Origin of the sequence: Thiopseudomonas denitrificans (assembly GCF_002866065.1) — a bacterium.
GTDB classification, from domain to species: domain Bacteria; phylum Pseudomonadota; class Gammaproteobacteria; order Pseudomonadales; family Pseudomonadaceae; genus Thiopseudomonas; species Thiopseudomonas denitrificans.
In genome coordinates, this window is the sequence record NZ_LNJZ01000007.1 from 327930 (window position 1) to 345078 (window position 17149).

Annotated in this window: 14 protein-coding genes; 6 read left to right on the forward strand and 8 right to left on the reverse strand. The window is 61.0% G+C overall.

From position 1 onward, the window contains the following. Positions 1-27: 27 nt before the first annotated feature. From AR306_RS07535 to AR306_RS07545, 3 genes are all read right to left on the reverse strand, one after another. Complete coding sequence (locus AR306_RS07535) at positions 28-1716, reverse strand: DEAD/DEAH box helicase (protein ID WP_101496942.1); 1689 nt, start codon at positions 1714-1716, stop codon at positions 28-30. Positions 1717-1983: 267 nt separating this feature from the next. Next, entirely contained in the window at positions 1984-2889 is a 906-nt protein-coding gene (locus AR306_RS07540) for a pseudouridine synthase (RefSeq protein WP_240622508.1), read from the reverse strand. A gap of 116 nt (positions 2890-3005) precedes the next feature. Continuing rightward, entirely contained in the window at positions 3006-3251 is a 246-nt protein-coding gene (locus AR306_RS07545; RefSeq protein WP_101496943.1) for a hypothetical protein, read from the reverse strand. A 155-nt stretch (positions 3252-3406) separates the two neighbouring features. On the opposite strand from AR306_RS07545, the gene AR306_RS07550 reads away from it, so the two are divergent. Further along, positions 3407-6874 (forward strand): PAS domain-containing hybrid sensor histidine kinase/response regulator, encoded by a 3468-nt coding sequence (locus AR306_RS07550; RefSeq protein WP_101496944.1) that lies wholly within the window; start codon positions 3407-3409, stop codon positions 6872-6874. A 74-nt stretch (positions 6875-6948) separates the two neighbouring features. On the opposite strand, the gene ccoM is transcribed toward AR306_RS07550, so the two are convergent. Then, complete coding sequence (gene ccoM, locus AR306_RS13625) at positions 6949-7059, reverse strand: cytochrome c oxidase subunit CcoM (RefSeq protein ID WP_276307457.1); 111 nt, start codon at positions 7057-7059, stop codon at positions 6949-6951. 132 nt (positions 7060-7191) lie between these two features. Next, positions 7192-7464: an aspartate-semialdehyde dehydrogenase gene (locus AR306_RS13450; RefSeq protein WP_101496945.1), complete on the reverse strand. Its 273-nt coding sequence runs from the start codon at positions 7462-7464 to the stop codon at positions 7192-7194. Between the two features lie 295 nt (positions 7465-7759). Between AR306_RS13450 and rapA the strand changes: the two genes are divergently transcribed. Together rapA and tsaA are read left to right on the forward strand one after the other, a co-directional pair. Continuing rightward, positions 7760-10609, forward strand: a complete 2850-nt coding sequence (gene rapA / locus AR306_RS07560) for an RNA polymerase-associated protein RapA (protein ID WP_101496946.1) — start codon at positions 7760-7762, stop codon at positions 10607-10609. Between the two features lie 86 nt (positions 10610-10695). Next, entirely contained in the window at positions 10696-11388 is a 693-nt protein-coding gene (tsaA, locus tag AR306_RS07565) for a tRNA (N6-threonylcarbamoyladenosine(37)-N6)-methyltransferase TrmO (RefSeq protein WP_240622509.1), read from the forward strand. 623 nt (positions 11389-12011) lie between these two features. Here the strand turns inward: tsaA and lolD are convergent. Both lolD and AR306_RS07575 read right to left on the reverse strand, forming a co-directional pair. Next, on the reverse strand, positions 12012-12695 hold the full coding sequence (gene lolD / locus AR306_RS07570; protein ID WP_101496947.1) for a lipoprotein-releasing ABC transporter ATP-binding protein LolD: 684 nt from the start codon (positions 12693-12695) through the stop codon (positions 12012-12014). Beyond that, a complete protein-coding gene (locus AR306_RS07575) occupies positions 12688-13935 on the reverse strand; it encodes a lipoprotein-releasing ABC transporter permease subunit (protein WP_101496948.1) in 1248 nt (415 codons plus the stop codon). The genes lolD and AR306_RS07575 overlap by 8 nt, the downstream gene beginning before the upstream one ends. A gap of 97 nt (positions 13936-14032) precedes the next feature. Here AR306_RS07575 and AR306_RS07580 point away from each other — a divergent pair, with 97 nt between their 5' ends. Genes AR306_RS07580 through AR306_RS07590 form a run of 3 tightly spaced genes read left to right on the forward strand, consistent with a single transcriptional unit; the run spans position 14033 to position 15606 of the window. Beyond that, complete coding sequence (locus AR306_RS07580) at positions 14033-14584, forward strand: PilZ domain-containing protein (protein WP_101496949.1); 552 nt, start codon at positions 14033-14035, stop codon at positions 14582-14584. Positions 14585-14590: 6 nt separating this feature from the next. Beyond that, a complete protein-coding gene (locus tag AR306_RS07585) occupies positions 14591-14887 on the forward strand; it encodes a phosphodiesterase (protein WP_101496950.1) in 297 nt (98 codons plus the stop codon). After that, positions 14884-15606, forward strand: a complete 723-nt coding sequence (locus tag AR306_RS07590; RefSeq protein ID WP_101496951.1) for a glycerophosphodiester phosphodiesterase — start codon at positions 14884-14886, stop codon at positions 15604-15606. The genes AR306_RS07585 and AR306_RS07590 overlap by 4 nt, the downstream gene beginning before the upstream one ends. Positions 15607-15657: 51 nt before the next feature. Here the strand turns inward: AR306_RS07590 and sthA are convergent, their stop codons facing one another. Continuing rightward, on the reverse strand, positions 15658-17049 hold the full coding sequence (gene sthA / locus AR306_RS07595) for a Si-specific NAD(P)(+) transhydrogenase (protein WP_101496952.1): 1392 nt from the start codon (positions 17047-17049) through the stop codon (positions 15658-15660). Positions 17050-17149: the final 100 nt, after the last annotated feature.

Below are 17149 nucleotides of genomic sequence, written 5' to 3' on the forward strand. Positions count from 1 at the left end.
TGTGCCGGCTTTGTTGCCGCTGCCAAATCACTCCCGGTAGCGACGCAGCTTCAGCGGCTTGCCAACTACACGGGTGTCCTTGAGCTTGCCCAGCAGGCGCTCCAGCCCTTCCTCGGGCAGTTCAACCAGGCTGAAGGTTTCGCGGATCTGGATGCGGCCAATGGCGTCGCGGGCCAGGCCGCCTTCGTTGAGAATGGCACCCAGCAGGTTGCGTGCGGCAACACCGTCACGGGTACCCAGTGCGGTACGGCAACGCACCCGGCCCAGTTCGGGCAACGGAGACGCACGGTGCTCCCGACGACCCTCACGGTTACGCTCGCGCTCGCCCCGCGGGCCACGCTCGGTCTGACGGCCGCGCTCGGGTCGTGCGGTGACCACATCAACCGGGTATTCGCGGTCAATGCCGGCAGCATCAAACGCCAGGCCTTCGGTCAGTTTGCCGAGCAGGGCCAACGCAAGGTCTTCCGGATGGCAATCCAGACTGCTGGTCAGGCGCTCAAGCAGCGCCTTGTGCTGGCCCGGTGCCGCTTTCATGCGCGGGGCCAGGTCGGCCTGCAGGTTGTTGATGCGCGCCTGCAGCACGTCGGCAGCCGCCGGAATTTCCATGGGCTCGATTTTCTGGCCGATTACCCGCTCGACCACGCTCAGCATGCGACGCTCACGCGGCGTCACCAGCAGCAGGGCACGACCGTCACGGCCGGCCCGGCCGGTACGGCCAATGCGGTGCACGTAGGACTCGGGGTCGTAAGGCATATCCACGTTGAGCACGTGGGTGATGCGTGGCACGTCCAGGCCACGCGCCGCCACGTCGGTGGCGATCACGATGTCCAGGCGACCGTCTTTCAGGGAGTCGATGACCTGCTCCCGGTGATTCTGGGCGATGTCGCCATTGAGGGCGGCAACCTTGTAGCCACGATCCTGCAGGGCGGATGCCAGATCCAGGGTCTGCTGCTTGGTGCGCACAAAGGCAATCAGGGCATCAAAGTCTTCGACTTCCAGCAGCCGCAGCACTGCGCTGGCTTTCTGGTCGGCATGCACCATGATGTGCGCCTGCTCGATGCGGGCGACGGTCTGGGTCTTGCTGGCAATCTTCACATGCTGCGGCTCGCGCAGGTGCTGTTCGGCAATGGCACGGATGGAGTGCGGCAGCGTCGCGGAAAACAGTACGGTCTGGCGCTCGGCGGGCAGTGACTGGAAAATCGCTTCCAGATCTTCCATGAAGCCCATTTTGAGCATTTCATCAGCTTCGTCCAGCACCAGGTAGTTGACCGTGCCCAGCAACTCGGCGTTGCGTGACAGGTGATCAACCAGACGGCCCGGGGTGGCCACAATGATCTGGGCACCCTGACGCAGGGCGCGCAGCTGCAGCCCCATGGGCGCTCCACCGTAGACTGCAACCACGTTAACGCCCGGCATTTCGCTGGCAAAGGTTTCGAACGCTTCAGACACCTGCAGGGCCAATTCACGGGTTGGTGCCAACACCAGTACCTGGGGCTCGCGACGCTGCGGGTCGATTTTCGACAGTATGGGCAGGGCAAACGCGGCGGTCTTGCCGGTACCGGTTTGCGCCTGGCCGATCATGTCCTGACCGGACATGATGATGGGGATGGATTGCGCCTGAATCGGGGAAGGCTCTTCGTAGCCTGCTTTTTCGATGGCGCGCAAAATCGGCGACGAAATGCCGAGTGCAGCAAAGCTGCCGGTTTCCTGGGTCATGGTATGCCTCGTATGCATCGGCAATACCCAAGAAAGCTGCGTACCCATGAAAGATCGAAACGATCGCCCCGGCAACCTGTAGTGAGTATATGCGCTGAATGCTGTATATAAAAAGAAAACGGAACCTGCGGTTCCTGATACGCCTGGGACGCAATAGTCGAAGCCTGGCTTCGCGGGATATTGTCAAATCCTGAACGGGCCCGTTTTAGGGCGCGCATAGTGTAGCAAGTAGACCAAGGCAGCACAAGTTTGTTTTGACGCCAAAACTCAGGCCTGCACCGTCAGCTCATCCGGTCCCGGCAAGTCCCGCCGGGAGGCAAAGAGCATTTCTGCGCCGGTCAGCGGATCGGTAAATGCCAGGCTGCGGGCCAGCAATTGCAGCGGTCGGCTGAAGTCGTCGGCCGCACGGCGCAGCGGCTGCGGATAGAAGTCATCCCCCACGATCGGTGCTCCCAGGGCAGACAGGTGTACCCGTAACTGGTGCTTGCGCCCGCTCAGTGGCAGCAGGCGGTAATGCCAGTGATGCCGGTAACGGGCAAGCACCTCGATGCGCGTTTCGCTGTTGGCTTCACCGGCCACTTCACGACTACGAAAGAAATGCACGTCATCGCTGATGATCCGGCTGCGCCGCAGATGAGGAAACTGCAGCTGCGGCAAGGGCGCTGCCAGCGCCTCGTAAACCTTGTCGACCTGTTGTCGGCGAAACAGCGCCTGGTAGGTATCACGCTCATGCGGTTGCTTGCACAACAGCAAGACGCCGGCGGTGAGACGATCAAGACGGTGGACCGGCGTCAGTTCCGGCAACTGTAGCCGCTGCTGCAGCCTGTGCAGGACGGTTTGTTCGACATAGTTGCCCACCGGTGCGGTGGCGAGAAAATGGGGTTTGTCAACGACAACCAGGTGCTCGTTCTCAAACAGGATGTCTTCACGAAAAGGCACCTGTGGCTCGTGCTCAAGTTCGCGAAAATAATAGATCACCTGGCCGCCATGGCAGCCTGCATCAACCGGCAGGGGCTGGTGCCGGGCATCAAGCACCCTGCCCTGCAGCAGCCGCTTGCGCCAGATACCGGGCCCGATACGAGGAAAGCGCTGGCACAAGAACTCCAGCAAGCCGGGCGGACTGTCAACCGGTATCACCACCCGGCTGGCACCTTGCGGCTTACCGTGCTGCACGGGCAGGCCGGCGCACGACCATCCGGCGGCGCGCTATCAGTCGATGCATGGGCCGTCTGCCGGTTGCCAGCGCAAACGCGCTTTCCCGAAACGACATGAACAGCAACCGCCCCGGGTCAGTGCAGGGTATGCTGCGCCGGGCTGACTTCTTCACTGTCATAGGTTTCGTCTTCGGGCAGGTGACCGGCAGCTTCCAGCCCTGCATGGAACATGGCACGGGCGACATCAATGTAGCGTTCCTGCAAAAACTCCCGCGCCTCGCCGGAAAAATTCAGCGTCACCAGCGGGGCTTCTTCATCGGAGCGGCGCAATACAATGCGTCCGTCGGGCAATTCAACAATTTCCAGAAAGGCTTTGGACATGATTCTCTTTGGCCGCAAAGGCGGCAGACAGGCTAAAACGGGCTGCGCAGTGTAGCAGCAAAAGGGCCATGCATGTCAGGTTTGCCGCTTCCTGCTATGATTCGCCCTTTGCTCCGGCATCGCCCGCAGAGCGTTTTCCTCGCAGCGGATCCTTTATGGTTATCTCTTTCGGTATTCTGACCTTTGTTGCCGTGGCCTACATGGCAATCCTGTTTGCCATTGCCTTTTATGGAGACCGGCGCACCAAACCGCTCCACCCCAGGCTGCGCGTTGCGGTATACAGCTTTTCGCTGGCGGTATACTGCAGCAGCTGGACCTTTTTCGGCTCGGTCGGCCAGGCCGCCGGGCAGCTGTGGTCGTTCCTGCCGATCTATTTGGGGCCGATCCTGCTATTGATGTTCGCGCCCTGGGTGATCAAGAAAATGGTCATCATCAGCAAGCAGGAAAACATCACCTCGATTGCCGACTTCATTGCCGCCCGTTACGGCAAATCACAAAAACTGGCGGTATTCATCACCCTGATCTGCCTGGTCGGCATCCTGCCCTACCTCGCCCTGCAACTGAAGGGCATCGTGCTCGGCGTCAATCTGCTCACTCTCGACTCGACCCACAGCGGCGAGCAGCAAGGCCAGGACATCGCCTTGTTCGTCACCGTGGGGCTGGCCCTGTTCACCATCCTGTTCGGCACCCGCAACCTGGACGTGACCGAGCACCACCGCGGCCTGATGTTTGCCATTGCCTTCGAGTCCCTGATCAAGCTGATGGCCTTCATTGCCGTCGGCCTGTTTGTGCTGTACGGCATGTATGGCGGGCCCGTCGACCTGTGGCAAACGGCCAAGGCCGCCCCCGAGCTGGAAGAGTTCTGGGCAACCCGCATCAACTGGCCGCACATGCTGGTGCAAACCTGCGTGGCGATGATGGCGGTCTACACCCTGCCCCGGCAGTTTCACGTCACCGTGGTTGAAAACAACGTCACCGCCGACCTCAAGTTCGCCCGCTGGATCTTCCCCCTCTATCTGCTGATTGTCGCCGCATTCATTGTCCCCCTGGCGCTGGCCGGCCAGCTGCGCCTGCCTTCCGGCGTGACGCCGGATTCCTTCGTGATCAGCCTGCCGCTGGCCGAAGGCTACCCGCTACTGGCGATACTGGCTTTCATCGGCGGTGCGTCGGCGGCCACCGGCATGGTGATTGTCGGCGTGGTGACCCTGTCAGTGATGATCTCCAACCATATCCTGCTGCCGCTGCTGTTGCAGGCGCGCACCACCGACCGGCCGTTCGAGGCGTTCCGTTACTGGATGCTGACGGCGCGCCGGCTGAGCATCATCGTCATCCTGCTGCTGGCCTATGTCAGTTACCGCCTGCTCAATGCCAACGCCAGTCTGGCCACCATCGGCCAGGTGGCTTTTGCCGCGCTGACCCAGATGGCACCAGCAATGATCGGCGCCCTGATCTGGAAAAAGGCCAACCGCCAGGGCGTGTTCGCCGGTTTGATCACCGGCTCCCTGCTCTGGGCCTACACCCTGGTGCTGCCACTGATTGCCAGCAGTTTCGGTGCCGACCCGGAAGGCATTCCCGGCCTGCAGTGGCTGTATGCCGTCCCGCTCGGTTTCGAGGTGGACCCGCTGACACTGGGCGTGACACTGTCGCTAAGCGGCAACTTTATGGTGTTTGCCCTGGTGTCACTGTTTTCCCGCACGCGGGTTTCGGAGCACTGGCAAGCCAACCGTTTCATCAGCCTGCAGGTGGGCAACAAGGCGCCCCTGTCAGTCCAGGTCAGTGACCTGCTAACCCTGGCCGGCCGTTTTGTCGGCGAGGACCGCGCCCGCCACAGCTTCATCCGTTTCGCCTACACCCGCGGCATTGCCTTCAATCTGACCGAGACCGCCAGCAGCGACTGGATTGCCCACACCGAACGCCTGCTGACCGGCGTACTCGGGGCGTCTTCCACCCGAGTGGTGGTTCGCGCCGCGATCGAGGGGCGTGAAATGCACGTCGAAGACGTGGTGCGCATTGTCGGCGAAGCCTCCGAAGCCTTGCAGTTCAACCGGACCCTGCTGCAGGGTGCCATCGAAAACCTGACCCAGGGCATCAGTGTGGTTGACCGCTCGTTGCAACTGGTGGCCTGGAACACCCGTTACCTGCAGCTATTCGACTACCCGGAGGGCCTGATCCAGGTCGGCCGGCCGATTGGCGACATCATCCGTCACAACGCGGAAAAGGGGCTGTGCGGCCCCGGCGAGGTGGAATCGCACGTCAGCAAGCGCCTGTACTGGATGCGCCAGGGCACGGCACACACCTCCGAGCGCCTGTTTCCCAATGGCAAGGTCATCGAGCTGATCGGCAACCCGATGCCCGGCGGCGGTTTCGTCATGAGCTTCACCGACATCACCGCGTTCCGCAAAGCGGAGCAGGCTTTGAAAGAAGCCAACGAGGGGCTGGAGCAACGGGTCAGCGAACGGACTCACGAGCTGTCACAACTGAACCAGGAGCTGACCAGCGCCAAGCGCGTTGCCGAGGACGCCAACGCCTCGAAAACCCGGTTTCTGGCTGCCGTCAGCCACGACCTGATGCAACCGCTGAATGCCGCGCGCCTGTTCTCCGCCGCTCTGTCACATCAGGAAAGCCTGCCGGAGGAGGCACAGGAGCTGGTGCGCAACCTGGATAGTTCGTTACGCTCTGCCGAAGACCTGATCAGCGACCTGCTCGACATGTCCCGCCTTGAGGGCGGCAGCGTCACCCCCAACCCGCAACCCTTTGCGTTGCGCCCCTGGCTGGAAGCGCTGGGTGCCGAATTTACCGTGCTGGCAGAACAGCAGGGCATCGAGTTTCGCCTGTTTGCGCCCGACATTCGGGTCAACAGCGATGCCCGCCTGCTGCGCCGCATCGTGCAGAACTTCCTGACCAATGCGTTCCGCTACGCCAAAGGCAAGGTGTTGCTCGGCGTGCGCCGCCAGGGCCACCATGTCCGCCTGGAAGTATGGGACTGCGGCCCCGGCATTCCCGAAGACAAGCTGAACTTCATCTTTGAGGAGTTCAAGCGCCTGGACAGCCACCAGACCCGGGAAGAGAAAGGCCTCGGCCTTGGCCTGGCCATTGCCGACGGCCTGTGCAAACTGCTGGCCCACCCGATCCGGGTGCAGTCACGCCTGGGCAGGGGCAGTGTCTTCAGCGTTACCGTTCCCCTGTATCAGGGGCAGCTGCAGCCCGTTGCCAGCACGCCGCTCCAGGCCCACTCGACCCGGCCTCTGCAGGACGTGGCGGTACTCTGCATCGACAATGAAGAGAGCATTCTGAGCGGCATGCGCAGCCTGCTCAGCCGCTGGGGCTGCGATGTGCGGGTGGCACGCAATACTGGCGACTGCGAGGAACTGCTGGCCAACGACGGTTTTGTGCCCCAGATTATCCTGATCGATTACCACCTGGATAATGGCCAGACCGGGATCAATGTCATGCGCTGGCTGCGAGAAAGCCTGAAAAACCCGCATCTGCCCGGCATTGTCATCAGCGCTGATGCGCGCCCGGAGTTACCCGTACAGGTGCATAACGAAAAACTCGGTTTTCTGCCCAAACCGGTCAAGCCGGCGGCCTTGCGGGCGCTGATGAACAAACTCTGCGAAGGCTAGTGGCCTGTACGGCAGACAAAAAAAGGGCGACCGGAGTCGCCCAAATAGCCTTGCATGCACTGCATGTCAAAAAATCAGGATTTGCGCTCCTCGGCTTTTTTGACGAAAAAATACAACCCGATGAAAAACGAAATCATCAATGCCACTGTGCCCACTCCGGCAAAGACCACTACATCCATAAACATGACAATTCTCCAGCCCGTAATAAAACCTTAATCAACACTAATGCAGTTCGGAGCGGCACTCATTGATCAAGGTCAACAGTGCTCCCGATTTGTATCAACCGGTGATACGCAGGCCATCCGGAAGCGACACTGTCAAACCCTGAGGTTGACCAGCAACCCTTTGCGGCTCATCGGCTTTTTCCCCGGCATGACGGGGTCTTCGAGCTGCTCCTCTTCTTCGCTGTCGTCTTCCTGCTGCTTGCGCCGGTACTGGTCCTGTCCGTCCGGCTGCTTGTCTTCCAGCCGGACCTGGCTATTGGCTTCGCTTTCACTGGCCGGCGTGACCGGCTGGATATCAGAGCGGGGCTTGACCGGGTCCTGCTGGACCGTTACCGGCACCAGCCCCTGGGGAATCGGGGGCAACATGTTGCACCTCCTGCTGGTAAGCATTGATGTTTCGCGCTGCTGCGCATGGCCGCAATCCCGACCGCACAATACGGGTATCCTGCTTTCAGGCCAGCAACAGCGGGCCCATCTGCTTGCCGGCCTGACCAATCAGACCCGAAACAGCGCATGACATTCCATCCGCAAGCAAATATCAATCCGTCTCTGGTTGTAAAGCGCAGGGCCGCAGCTGCAACTGTATCGGCACAGACCCGTGCGGGCTGTAGCCAAATCCGCTAGAATGGCGCGCTTTTCTTTACACCATGCGGAGATTTGAATGTCACAGCAGTATTTTCCCGGTCAGCGCTGGATCAGTGACAGCGAGGCGGAACTGGGTTTGGGTACCGTACTGACCTGCGACCAGCGCCTGCTCACCCTGCTCTATCCTGCCAGCGGGGAAACCCGCCAATACTCGTTGCGCAATGCGCCCCTGACCCGGGTCCGCTTCGTACCGGGCGACGAAATCAGCCATCACGACGGCTGGAGCATGACCGTGCGCGAAGTCGAGGAACACGACGGACTGCTGACGTACCACGGCTTTGACCGCAACAACGAGGACTGTAGCCTGCCGGAAACCGGGCTGTCCAACTTCATCCGCTTCCGCCTGGCCAGCGACCGCCTGCTGGCCGGCCAGGTTGATCCGCTCGACTGGTTCAGCCTGCGTTACAGCAGCCTGCAACAGCGCAGCAAACAGCAACAAAGCGGGCTCTGGGGGCTGGGCGGGCCACGCATCGCGCCGATTGCCCACCAGCTGCACATCGGCCGCGAAGTGGCCGACCGCATGGCTCCCCGGGTGCTGCTGGCAGACGAAGTCGGCCTGGGCAAGACCATCGAAGCCGGCCTGGTCATTCACCGTCAACTGTTGACCGGACGTGCCAGCCGCATCCTGCTGATCGTACCGGAAAGCCTGGTCCATCAGTGGCTGGTCGAGCTGCTGCGCCGCTTCAACCTGCAGGCCAGCATTTATGACTATGAAGTATTTCGCGCCAGCGATGCCGACAACCCGTTTGAAGACGCACAGATCGCCCTGATGTCGCTGGACTGGATCCGTGATGACGAGCAGGCCAGAAACGCCCTGCTCGCTGCCCAGTGGGACATTCTGGTGGTCGATGAAGCACACCACCTGGAGTGGTCGCCGGAGCAGGCCAGCCCGTCCTATGCGCTGGTGGAACGACTGGCACAACAGATTTCCGGCGTTTTGCTGCTGACCGCCACTCCGGAGCAGCTCGGGCTGGAAAGCCACTTTGCCCGTTTGCGCCTGCTCGATCCGCACCGCTTTCATGATCTGGCCGCCTTCCGTGAAGAAAGCCGGCATTTCCATACGATAGCCGACGCCGCCGGCGAGCTGCTGGAGGATCACAACCTGTCGGCAGAGCACAGCCAGCTGCTGGAACAGTTGCTGGACGGACAGCAAGACCTGATCCGGCAGGCCCGTCAGCCCGAAGCACGGGAGGCGCGGGAGCAGCTGGTACACATGCTGGTTGACCGCCACGGCACCGGACGGCTGCTGTTTCGCAACACCCGGGCCGCCATGCAGGGCTTTCCCGGCCGGCTGTTGCATCCGGCACCACTGCTGCCACCCGCAGAGTACCTGCCCGGCGGCAGCGGCCTGAAAAGCCGCCTCTACCCCGAGCTGTATTATCAGTCCCGCCTGCCCGAGGACAGCGAACAGCGCTGGTGGCAGTTTGACCCGCGTGTGGACTGGCTGCTCGAAACCCTGAAAAGCCTCAAGGGCAAAAAAGTCCTGGTCATCTGCGCCAGCGCCTATACCGCGCTGGATCTGGACGAGGCCCTGCGCGTGCGCAGCGGCATTCCCGCCACGACCTTCCACGAAGGCATGACCATCATCGAGCGTGACCGGGCCGCAGCCTGGTTCTCTGACGAAGAGTTCGGCGCCCAGGTGCTGATCTGTTCGGAAATCGGCAGTGAGGGCCGCAACTTCCAGTTCAGCCATCACCTGGTACTGTTTGACCTGCCATTGCACCCCGACCTGCTGGAACAGCGCATTGGCCGGCTCGACCGTATCGGCCAGGAGCACGACATCAACATCCACGTGCCCTACTTCAGCGGCGGCAGCCAGCAGCGCATGTTCGAGTGGTACCACCAGGGACATGACGCTTTCCTGAATACCAGCCCGACCGCGCAGGCGCTGGAGCAACAGTTTGCCGGGCAGCTGGAGACAGCCCTGCCCGCCGAGGGCGACGAGCCAGCCTGGCAAGAACTGCTGGAGCAGGCCCGCACCCTGCGGCTGCAACTGGCGGAAGAAATGCACAGGGGCCGTGACCGCCTGCTGGAAATCAACTCCGGTGGCAGCGGTCGTGGCGAGCAGCTGGCGGCGCAGATCATCCGCCAGGAAAAAAGCTTCGACCTGCCCATCTATATGGAACAGCTGTTTGATGCCTTTGGCATACACAGCGAAGACCACTCGGACAACGCCTTCATCCTGCGCCCCGGTGAAAAAATGCTGGATGCAAGTTTCCCGCTGGGCAGCGACGAGGCGGTCACCATCACCTACGACCGTGACCTGGCTCTCAGCCGTGAAGACATGCAATTCATCACCTGGGAACACCCGATGGTGCAAGGCGGCATGGATCTGGTACTGTCCGGCTCGATGGGCAACAGCGCCGTGGCCCTGCTGAAAAACAAGGCGGTCAAGCCCGGCACCGTGCTGGTCGAGCTGCTCTATGTCAGCGAGGCGATTGCTCCCCGCCACTTGCAGCTGGGCCGTTACATGCCGCCCACCATCATCCGCTGCCTGCTGGACCAGCAGGGTCGCAACCTGGCCGACAAGGTCAGCTTCGAGACGCTCAACAGCCAGCTGGAAAGCGTGCCCCGCGCCAGTGCCGCCAAATTTGCCCGCAGCCAGCGTGACGATCTGGCCAGTCTGGTGAAAAAAGCCGACGCACTGGTACAGCCCCGTCACCAGGAGCTGGCACAGCAGGCCCACGCCGCCTTTGAACAGGCCCTCAATGCCGAAATCGGACGTCTGGTCGCCTTGCAGCAGATCAACCCCAGCGTACGTGATGAAGAGATCAACCTGCTGCGTCGCCAGCTGGAGGAAGGCAGCGAGCTGCTGGGCAAGGCCACGGTACGACTGGAAGCCATTCGTGTGCTGGTAGCCGGCTGACGGCCATGCCCGCCGCCGGCTTCAGCCGCCGGATGCCGCTGCAGGCAGCCGGCTGCGGCATCCTTTTCCTGCTTCCGGAGGCCCTCGTGGACAGTTTTCAGCTACAGGTGATTGGCGAGGTACGTTCCTGCTTCAAAGAAAAATTCGCCATTCCACGCCAGCCGGCACTGGCACCGGCGGCTCGCGGCATCATCGAGCTGCGCCCGCCCTACAACCAGCCGCACGCACTGGCCGGACTGGAGCAGGTCAGCCATGTCTGGGTGATTTTTCTCTTTCATCAGGCCCTCGACCAGCAGCACCGGTTGCAGGTGCGCCCGCCACGGCTTGGCGGCAATCAGCGCCTGGGCGTGTTTGCCAGCCGCGCCAGTCACCGGCCCAACAGCATCGGGCAGTCACTGGTCAGGCTTGAACGCATTGACGAAGAATGCCGGCTGCACATTTCCGGCATCGATCTGCTTGATGGCACGCCGGTGCTGGACATCAAACCCTACATTCCCTTTGTCGAGTCGGTACCTGATGCCTGGAACCGCATTGCCGAACAGCCGCCGGCACTGCTGCCTGTCGACTGGCAGCCTGCAGCTCTGGCGTCGGCGCGGGAGCATGCCCGGCGCTTGCAGGAACCCCTGGTGGAGCTGATCGAGCAGTGTCTGGCGCAGGACCCGAAACCGGCCTACCAGCAGCCGGAACCTTCACGCCAGTATGGGGCGCGGCTGCATGATGTGAACGTGGTCTGGTGTTATCCGGAGGCTGGGCGGGTTTTGGTGCTTTTGGTAGAGTAATTTTGTGCTTTTGGTGCGCTGAGGTGTTTGGTGTACTTGATTCGCCTGGTGAGGGCAAGACGCTCCGCAAAGCTCGCGTTGCCCGCGCTGTTAAAAGCAGCGCGAACAACAAGGCTTTGCTCCGGTCTCGCCCTCACCTTTCAACACCATGCACGGTGGGAGGGATAGAGGTCCGGCTGCGCCGGACTGCTGACGCCCTTTTTGCTGATTGATTTGTGGTAACTTCAGAGTTGATAGATTTGGCTGCGCTGCTGCTTTGTTTGCCTGCTTTTTTTGCCTGTGCAAGTCCGCAACCACAGCATACAAATTGGCACTGTCTGAAGCTAACTCTGGCTGTACATAACCTGCTGCCCAGTATTGAGTAGGGTTCGCGGATTTATCAGGCAGTCGAAAGGCTCTCATTCTAGTAAGTAAAGGAGTTCCGCTCAAACTACAAATATTCAGCCAATCACAGCGACAGTAGCCCGGCGTAGCCGGGCCACCCTCCTTCCACCCGCACAGGGTGTATTGGGTGTGACGGGGTGTTGTGTCAGGCATCAGCCGGCTGTGGCATTTTAAGGACACGGCCGAGCGTCAGCCTGATACAGCCCCACGGCACACCCCCGCACCGTATGTGCAAAAAATCACTCTTCGACCAACCCACCATCCTGCAACCGCAACACCCTCTGCATTTGCTGTGCCAGCTCGGGGTCGTGGGTCACCACCAGAAAACTGGTGCCCAGCGATTCGGACAACTCCAGCATCAGCGCCTGAATGCTCTGTGCCGTGGCCCGGTCCAGGTTGCCGGTCGGCTCGTCCAGCAGCACCAGCTCGGGACGGTTGACCAGAGCACGGGCAATCGCCACCCGCTGGCGCTCGCCACCGGACAGCTCGGCCGGCTTGTGCTCCAGCCGGTGGCCCAGCCCGACCCGTTCCAGCAGGGTTACGGCCCGCTCACGGGCTGCATCAATCGGGGTGGTGCCAATCAGCAACGGCATGCAGACGTTTTCGATGGCTGTGAACTCGGGCAACAAGTGGTGAAACTGATAGACAAAACCCAGCGCACGGTTGCGCAGCAAGCCGCGTTTGCGCTCCGACAGTGCCGACAATTCCTCGCCGGCCAGCCAGACGCTGCCGCTGGTTGGCACATCCAGCCCGGCCAGCATGTGCAGCAGCGTGGTCTTGCCCGAGCCGGAGCTGCCGACAATGGCCATGCGCTCGCCAGCCCGCAGCTGCAGATCAATGTTTTTCAGCACCTCGACCTTCGCCGGGCCTTCCTGGTAGGTCTTGCCCAGCTGGCGACACTCAAGAACAATCGGCTTATTCATAGCGCAGGGCCTCCGCCGGCTGTGTCCGTGAAGCACGCCACGCCGGATACAGCGTGGCCAGGAAACTCATGCCCAGTGCCGCACTGCAGATCAGCAGCACATCCTGCCAGCGCAGCTCCGAGGGCAGATAGCTGATGAAATACACGTCCGAGCTCAGGAACTGGTGACCGAAGAAGGATTCGATGGCCGCCACCCAGGTGGTGACATTCAGCGCACTGATCACGCCCAGTACGCCGCCGATCAGCGTGCCGATCACACCAATCAATGTACCCTGCACCATGAACACCGCCATGATCTGGCGCGGTGAAGCACCCAGCGTGCGCAAAATGGCAATATCGGCTTTCTTGTCGGTGACTACCATCACCAGTGTGGAAATGATATTGAACGCAGCAACCGCGACAATCAGCAACAGCAACAGGGCGATCATAGTCTTTTCCATCTGGATCGCCTGGAACAGGTTGCCGTGGCTGCGAGTCCAGTCACGCGGATGCAGGTCGCTGTCTTCGATGGTGGCGGCGATCTCCCAGGAGACCCGCGGCGCGTCGAACAGGTCTTTCAGCTTGAGGCGAATGCCCTCCACCTGGTGTGGCTGCCAGCGCGACAGGCGGGCGGCGTCGGCGATATGGATCAGGGCCAGCGAGCCGTCCAGCTCGGCCCCCACCTTGAAAATGCCGGCCACGGTAAAACGCTTCAGGCGCGGAAACACCCCGGCCGGAGTGACCGAGGCTTCCGGCAACACAAAGGTCAGTTTGTCGCCAACCCGCACATTGAAACGCCGCGCGGTCGTTTCGCCGATGATGATCGAGAAATCGCCGCTTTTCAGGTCCGCAAGGCTGCCGGCCTGCATGTGATTGCTGATGATCGAGACATCATCTTCGGCCTCAGGCAACACCCCGTTGACCAGCACCGGCTGCACGCTGCCGCTGTGCGTCAACATGCCCTGCAGCTGGGTAAATGGCGCTATCGCCCGCACCTCGGGATGCAGCATGACCTGCGCCCCGGTGGCACGCCAGTCATCCAGTGGCGTAAACGAGCTGACTGTGGCGTGCGGCACCATGCCCAGAATGCGCGTTCGCATCTCGCGGTCGAAGCCGTTCATCACCGACAGCACCAGGATCATCACCAGCACACCCAGTGCCAGCCCGATCATGGAAGTCAGAGAAATGAAAGAAATGAAATGGTTGCGTCTTTTGGCCCGCGTATAACGCATGCCGATAAACAAAGCCAGAGGTCGAAACATAATGCTGCACTGTAAAAGGTTAAGGGCTAGAATGTGACAAACGCCTGCCAACCGGGTGGCCGGGAAGCCCATCAATCATGCCCAGTCTGGACATAACATGATCACACAGGACTCTCAGGAACGTCGCGCATACTACCGCATCCGGGACCGGATCGCACTGCAAATCAGCACGGGCGCTCCATCCGGCGAGGACTCGCTGCTGTTCAACCTGCTCAACGAACTCTACCTGCTCGAGCTGGAGTCACAGCCTCTGTTGCGCAGCATCAGCGAGCAGCAACGTACGCTGGTCAATTACCTGAAAATCACCAACAAGCGCATTGATCTGCTGGCCAATGCGCTGGCGCAAGGCCTGATGAAGGATTTTGGCGAGCCGCAGGAAGTCACCCTCTCCGAAGACGGCATCTGCTTTCTCGATACCCGCCATCATCAGCCCGGCAGCATTCTCACGCTTCGCCTGATCTTGCTGCCGCAGGCATTCGGTCTGCAGCTGCAAGCCCGGATCGTCAACTGCCAGGCAACAGGCGACCGCTTCAAGGTCGCCGCCTGTTTTCACGAACCCAGCGAAACGCAGCGGCAGGTTCTTGCCCGTCATATCATGCACAAACAGGCCCAGGAGCGCCGTGAGGCACTGGCTGACCTTCAGGAGTAAATTTTCATGTACAAGGTTGTTGCCAAATGGCTTCTTCTCGCCCTGTTGTCCGCCAGTACCGCTGCGCTGGCAGATACCCTGAAAATTCCGCTTGGCCAGCAAAGCGGCCAGACTGCAGCGGGTCTGCCACAACGCGGGCAAAGCCAGACCAGCGTCTTGCGTGCCCATGGCGAGCCGGCAAGGCGTCACGCCAGCGTTGGCCAGCCCCCCATCACGCGCTGGGACTACCCGGGCTTTTCGGTTTATTTTGAATACGACCACGTCATCAACAGCGTACGCCAGCATCAGGGGCAATCGCGATGACGCTGATCTATGGCCATCGCGGGGCCAAGGGATTGGCTCCGGAAAACACCCTGGCCAGCTTTCAGGCCTGCCTTGATGCCGGCGTACAGCGCTGCGAGCTGGATGTGCGCCTGTCCCGTGACCATCAGGTGGTGGTCATTCATGATGCCGACCTGAAGCGTCTGGCCGGCAGCAAGGCCCGGGTGAAAAACCAGACCGCCGCCGAGCTGGCCAGCACTGATGTGCGCCACGCCGGCCCGTCCTGGCCGGTACCCTGCACAATACCGGCGCTCGCCGAGGTGATGGCAGCCTGCCCTTTCGAACACTGGCAAATAGAAATCAAGAGCCTGTCACGCAAGCGTGCGGTGATCCTGATCCAGGCCATTGCACGACTTTGCGAACAATTCGGTCTTAACGACAAGGTGGTATTGACCAGCAGCTCGCATACCGTACTGCGTACGGCCATGCAACAGGCACCCCATCTGAAACGCGGGCTGGTCGCCGAATATGCCTGGCTGGACCCGGTGAAAACAGCCCAGCGCTTTCAGTGCAGCCTGCTGGCCCTGAACTGGAGCCTGTGCATCGAGAAACGCATTCTCGATGCACAGAACGCCGGCCTGCATGTGTCCGCCTGGACGGTGAACGACCCGGCGCTGATGCGCCAGCTCGTCCAGTATGGCGTTGACAGCCTGATTACAGACTTTCCCGGGCTGGCCAGCGCCACGCTCGGGAGTCCGTAAACAACTGCTCAAAGGCCGCTCCGGCCATCGCCACTGCCTGGCCGGAGCCGCTCAAAAAAGCCTGTTCATTCCATCATAGGCTGCGACCCGGTACGCTTCCGCCATGGTCGGGAAGTTGAAGGTGGTATTGATGAAATACTTCAGGCTGTTGGCCTCGCCCGGCTGGTTCATCACTGCCTGGCCAATGTGAACAATCTCTGACGCCTGATAGCCGAAGCAGTGAACGCCGAGAATCGCCAGCGTCTCGCGATGGAACAGGATTTTCAGCATGCCGGTCTCTTCACCGGAAATCTGCGCACGCGCCATGCTCTTGAAGAACGCCTTGCCCACCTCGTAAGGCACCTTCTCTTCGGTCAGCTCCTGCTCGGTCTTGCCGATCGAGCTGATCTCGGGGATGGTGTAAATCCCGGTTGGCACGTCATCAACATAGTGCCAGCTGCCATCGTCAATGATGTTGCCGGCTGCAGAACGGCCCTGGTCGTAGGCGGCACTGGCCAGGCTCGGCCAGCCGATCACGTCACCGGCGGCGTAGATGTTCGGCACTTCGGTACGGTAGTACTCATCTACTGCCACCTGGCCACGGCTGTTAGCCGCCAGGCCGACATTCTCCAGACCCAGCTGGTCGGTGTTGCCGGTACGGCCGTTACACCAGAGGAAGCCGTCCGCCTTGATCTTCTTGCCCGACTTCAGGTGCAGGATGACGCCGTTTTCAACACCTTCAACACGCTCGTACTCTTCGTTGTGACGTACCAGTACGTTGTTGATGCGCAGGTGGTAACTCAGGGCATCGGAGATTTCACGGTCAAGGAAGCTGAGCAGGCGGTCACGGGTGTCGATCAAGTCAACCAGTACGCCCAGGCCGCTGAAAATGGAGGCATATTCACAACCAATCACGCCAGCACCATAGACGATCAGGCGGCGCGGGGTGTAGCCAAGGCTGAGAATGGTGTCGCTGTCGTAGATGCGCGGGTGGTTGAAGTCGATATCCGCTGGGCGGTATGGACGTGAACCGGTGGCGATGATGATCTGGTTGGCCACCAGCTTTTCCACCCGGCTCGGGCCCACCACGTCGATACTGTGTTCGTCGGCAAAGCTGGCAGTACCGAAGTAGACATCAATACGGTTGCGGGCATAGTAGGCGGTACGGGAGGCCACCTGGCGGGCAATCACGCTTTCCGCGCTTTTCAGCACATCCGGAAAGGAAAACCAGCGCGGCTCGCCAATCTGGCGGAACATCGGGTTGGTGTTGAAACGCAGGATCTGCCGCACCGAGTGACGCAACGCCTTCGATGGAATGGTCCCCAGATGGGTACTGCTGCCGCCGACCACACCACGGCTTTCCACCACGGCAACCTTGCGACCGGCTTTGGCCGCGTTCATTGCCGCCCCTTCGCCTGCCGGGCCGGAACCAAGAATGACTACATCGTAATTATAAACCGCCATTTAAACTCCTTAATTCACCTGCCATGAAAACCGTCACAGACTGGCAACTCCGCTGCTGGTGCCTGCGCGCCCGGAGGCACTCACCGCGACACCACCTGCC